At 74.3% G+C, this 4,154-nt stretch carries 4 protein-coding genes; 1 reads left to right on the top strand and 3 read right to left on the bottom strand.

Annotated elements, in window-relative coordinates; all coding sequences use genetic code 11:
• Positions 1-229: 229 nt before the first annotated feature.
• The 3 genes from ACTIDRAF_RS0201725 to ACTIDRAF_RS34180 all read right to left on the bottom strand — a co-directional run bounded on the left by ACTIDRAF_RS0201725 (position 230) and on the right by ACTIDRAF_RS34180 (position 3,088).
• The gene (locus tag ACTIDRAF_RS0201725; protein ID WP_016696983.1) at positions 230-1,543 is read right to left on the bottom strand and encodes an ABC1 kinase family protein; all 1,314 of its coding nucleotides are present in this window, start codon (positions 1,541-1,543) and stop codon (positions 230-232) included.
• A gap of 23 nt (positions 1,544-1,566) precedes the next feature.
• A complete protein-coding gene (locus ACTIDRAF_RS26720; RefSeq protein WP_211215246.1) occupies positions 1,567-2,721 on the bottom strand; it encodes a ThiF family adenylyltransferase in 1,155 nt (384 codons plus the stop codon).
• 214 nt (positions 2,722-2,935) lie between these two features.
• Positions 2,936-3,088: a DUF5679 domain-containing protein gene (locus ACTIDRAF_RS34180; protein WP_016696985.1), complete on the bottom strand. Its 153-nt coding sequence runs from the start codon at positions 3,086-3,088 to the stop codon at positions 2,936-2,938.
• A 415-nt stretch (positions 3,089-3,503) separates the two neighbouring features.
• Here ACTIDRAF_RS34180 and ACTIDRAF_RS0201740 point away from each other — a divergent pair, with 415 nt between their 5' ends.
• Positions 3,504-4,106, top strand: coding sequence for a M48 metallopeptidase family protein (locus ACTIDRAF_RS0201740; protein ID WP_016696986.1), 603 nt, complete (start codon positions 3,504-3,506; stop codon positions 4,104-4,106).
• Positions 4,107-4,154 lie beyond the last annotated feature (48 nt).

The raw sequence follows: 4,154 nt of genomic DNA on the forward strand, positions 1-4,154 counted from the left end.
GGGCGTGGCCGCGTTCGACGTCGCCGCGCCCGCCTTCCCCGCCTCGACCACGGGGCGGACGGCGGTCGTCGCGGACCCCGGAACCCCGGTGCCGCCACGACGAGCCTGCGGGCCCACCCGAGGGAAGGTCCCGCCCTCGGCCGCACCACCTCGGCGCGGGGGGCGGCGCAACGGGTCCCGCCCCACCAGCCCCGGCGGCGACGCACCGCTCCCCGGGCGGGATGGGGGATCAGCGGGTGCGGAAGCCGGGGAGCCAGTCGCCGACGATGCTCCGGGCCGCGACGGTCGCCCCCAGCTGGCAGAGGATGGCGGTGGTACCCATCGTGGTCCGGTAGATCATCAGGTATTCGGGGGGGAGGTTCAGCGAGCGGCTGGTGCGGAAGTCGTTGCCCCGCAGGTTGCCCACGCGGTCTGCCTGTCCCTGCAACCAGGACCGGGTGAAGGTGAACCGCTCGGTGCGCAGCGGTTCGACCAGGGGGGCGAGGAAGGCGAGGACGTCCTCGGCCGCGAGTTCCGTCCTCGGACCCAGGAAACGTTCGGCGCGCAGGAACCGCAGTAACTCCTCCGGGTCGTCGCCGAGTGCCAGTCGAAGCAGCACACCGAAGGTCGGCGGCGGCCCGTCGGGAAGTCGTGCGACCGCCCCGAAGTCGATCACGATGAGGCGTCCGTCGGCGTCGAGCATGAAGTTGCCGGGGTGCGGGTCGGCGTGGAGGAGACCCGCCTGGTGCGGCGCGGAGAAGTTGAACAGCGACAGCAGGGTCCCAGCGTGGTCCCTGTCCTCCTGCGAGCCGTCGCGGATGATGCCGGCCAGGCCTGTTCCCTCGACCCACTCGGTCACCAGCGCCCGGGGCGCGCTGGCGAGCACCCGGGGGACGCGCACGTTCGGATCGTCGGTGTAGGCCGTCACGAACCGGCGTTGGGCGTCCGCCTCCACCCGGTAGTCGAGTTCCTCGGCCATCCGTTCCTGGAGTTCGGAGAGCAGCGGTTTCACCTCGGTGCCCGGCACGATGCCCTGGATGAGGCGGCTGAACCGCTGGAGCTGCCGCAGGTCGGACATCAGGGCCTCCCCGGCTCCGGGGTACTGCACCTTGACCGCGACCTCCCGACCGTCGTGCCAGGTCGCCCGGTGGACCTGTCCGATGCTGGCCGCGGCGGTGGGGACGTCGTCGAACTCGGAGAACCGGCTGCGCCACGCGCTGCCGAGCTGCTCGGTGAGCACCTGGTGGACGTCCCGGGTCGGCATGGGTGGAGCGGCGGACTGGAGCTTGGTCAACGCCTCGCGGTAGGGCTCGGCGTACTCGTCCGGAACCGCGGCCTCGAAGACGCTCAGGGCCTGGCCGAACTTCATCGCTCCGCCCTTGAGCTGGCCGAGCACGGCGAACAACTGCTCGGCGGTCCTGGCCGAGATCTCCGCGTTGACCTCGTCGGCGTCCCGACCGGTCAACCGCTTGCCCCAGCCGGCGGCGAATCGCCCCGCCGCTCCCAGCGGCAGGCCAGCGAGTTTGGCGGTGCGCTGAACGGTCCGACGCGGGATCTCACTCACCCGGCGATTGTCCCCCGGAACCGTCACTCGGCGACACCCATTCCGCCGGCCCGTCCGAACCAGCGGTGTCGCCCGAGGGCCGCTCCGCCGGGGCCGACCGGAGGGAGCGGCCCGCTCCTCCCCGCCGGCGCGGTCGATTGACCAGCGACGACGGCGGGTCGACAGCCGCACCGGGGGTGGGGTTCCCAGACCCGCGCCTGGAGCGTCGCGGACGGCAGGTCCAGCTCCAACGTCGTGTTCCACACCCGGGGCCGGTCGGTGCTCCCGGAACCGCCCCGGTCGAGGGCGAGCAGGCACTGCGACGCGGCGAGCGCGGCGGTCGCCGTACCAGTCGGGCCGTCGACCGGCGTGGACCGTTCCGCGAGTTGGGCGGCGAGCAGCGGCCAGCAGGGGTCGGCGTCGGTCCTGGTGAGGTCGGCGCAGCGGAGACAACTCGTCCGGCCGGGTACGACGAGCGGGCCCACGACGCCGACGCCGTCCCAGACCCGCGCGGACAGGTGGGGTGTGCCCTCCGCCATGAGTTCGCGGACGGCGACCGGGTCGGGGACGGGGACGTCGGCCAGCACGACCAGATCGGGCGGCCCGGGGGCGGGGGTGCCGGTGTGAACCCCGGGCACCGCGGCGGCGACCAGGGCGTTCGCCGTGTTCGTGCGGTCGCGCCCGACATCGGCGAGCCCGTACCCCAGGGTGGTGTCCTCCGGCCGGACCCGGCCCCGCGCCGCCACCCGCACCCGCCCCACGCCGCCTCGCGCGAGTTCCACGGCGATGGCCGGCGCGAGCGGGCCGTCCCCCCTCACCAGCACGGTGGTGTCCCGGAGCGTGCCAGGGAGCGCCCGCGGGTGGCCGGGTGTGGCGGGGCTCGGGTCCTCCAGCACCCCGTGGCGCGCCAGCCAGTCGAGGAAGGCCAGGGTGGCGCGGGGCTCGGCCGTCGCGGCGGGGCCGGGGTGCGGGGCGGGGCCGCGCACCTCGTCGGAGGCGCGGGAGTCGAGGCTGAGGCACAGCGCCACCAACGCCGGCGAGAGCCCGTCGACGACGAGCGCCTCGCCAGCGGTCACCCCGAACTGCACGGAGGCCGCGCCTCGGCGGAGCACCGGCAGGCCCGCGCGGACACGGGGCAGCGGGGGAAGCGGGGCCGGTGGGGGAGCGGCCGGGGCGGGCCGCTCCGGTGGAGTGCGCACGGACGTGATGTTCTCGGGTGGGGTGGTGGCCGGCAACCCGGTGTCCACAGGCTCGACCAGTGGAGGTCGACGGCCGCTCGCCGGCCGGGGCACCACCGCCCGGTCGCGACGGGGCCCGCCGGGTGCAGCGGCCGCGTCCCGCCGACGCCGGGTCGTGCGGGACCGGGAGACACGTGCGCCGGGTCCACGTGGTCGTGGACCCGGCGACCCGCGATCAGGAGGCCTTGCCGAGGATCCGCGTCATCTTCGTGCCGCAGACCGGGCAGGTTCCCTTGGCCATCCGACGTCCATTCGTCTCCTCGACGGTACCGGTGAAGTCCCGCTTCTCCCGGCACTTCACGCAGTACCCGTTGTAGCTGTCCGCCACGGTTGCCTCCCTACCTCGACGTGCCCCGAATCCGCCTGATCTCGTTGGGCCGAATGGCCTATTCTGCTCACCCAGGCGACGTCAAGCCACGCTATATGTGGCCGCTTCCGCCATCGGGTATGCGGCGCGGAGCGTGTCCAGTATTGGCAGGTCACCGCGATTCCGCCCGCCAGGACGTCCGCCGATTTCGGGTACGGTGAGTGACCGTTGATCCCTCGGTCGAGGGTGCCTGTGCGCACCTACGGCGGGACGTGGCGCGCCACCGCGCGGCGAATGCGACCACAGGTCACCTCGGACCACTCGCCGGCGGGGTTTCCCGCCGTCGTGGCCTGGTCGGGCCAGTCCCACGCCCCTCCGCGCCGCCGGTCGGCCCGCGCGACGGTCCGTCGGGACTGCGCCCTACCGTGGTGACGTGGTGAGCTCCCAGGACGGCCCCCGGACGCGGGTGCCCGACGTTTCCTCGGAGGAGGCCGCCCGGCCTGGGGTGGAGGTCAGGAGGAGCGCCCGCCGGCGCCGCACCGTGACCGCGTACCGCGAGGGTGACCGGGTCGTCGTCCTGGTTCCCGCCCGGCTGTCCGCCGCCGACGAGCAACACTGGGTGCGGGAGATGCTGCGGCGGCTGGAGCGCGGCGAGAGCAGGCGGCGGTCCCGTGCCCCGAAGTCCGACGCGTCGCTCGCGGAACGAGCCGCGGACCTCGCCGAACGCCACCTCCCCGAGTGCCCGGCACCCGCCAGCGTCCGCTGGGTGCGGCCGATGCGCACCCGCTGGGCCTCCTGCACCCCGGCCGAGGGCACGATCAGGGTGAGCGAGCGACTGCGGGACATGCCCACCTGGGTCCTCGACTACGTCCTCGTGCACGAGCTGGCCCACCTGCTCGTCCCGGGGCACGGGGAGGACTTCTGGCGGTTGGTCCACCGCTACCCGCGCGCCGAACGGGCGATGGGCTTCCTGCAGGGAGTCAGCGCGGCGGCTGGGCTGGCCATCGAACCCGACGAGGACGCACCGATCGCCGGTTGAACGCGCCGCCGCCCGCGTCCCGGGGCCGGTGCCGCCCCGGGACGCAGG

It is taken from the genome of Actinoalloteichus spitiensis RMV-1378, assembly GCF_000239155.1.
Classification (GTDB): domain Bacteria; phylum Actinomycetota; class Actinomycetes; order Mycobacteriales; family Pseudonocardiaceae; genus Actinoalloteichus_B; species Actinoalloteichus_B spitiensis.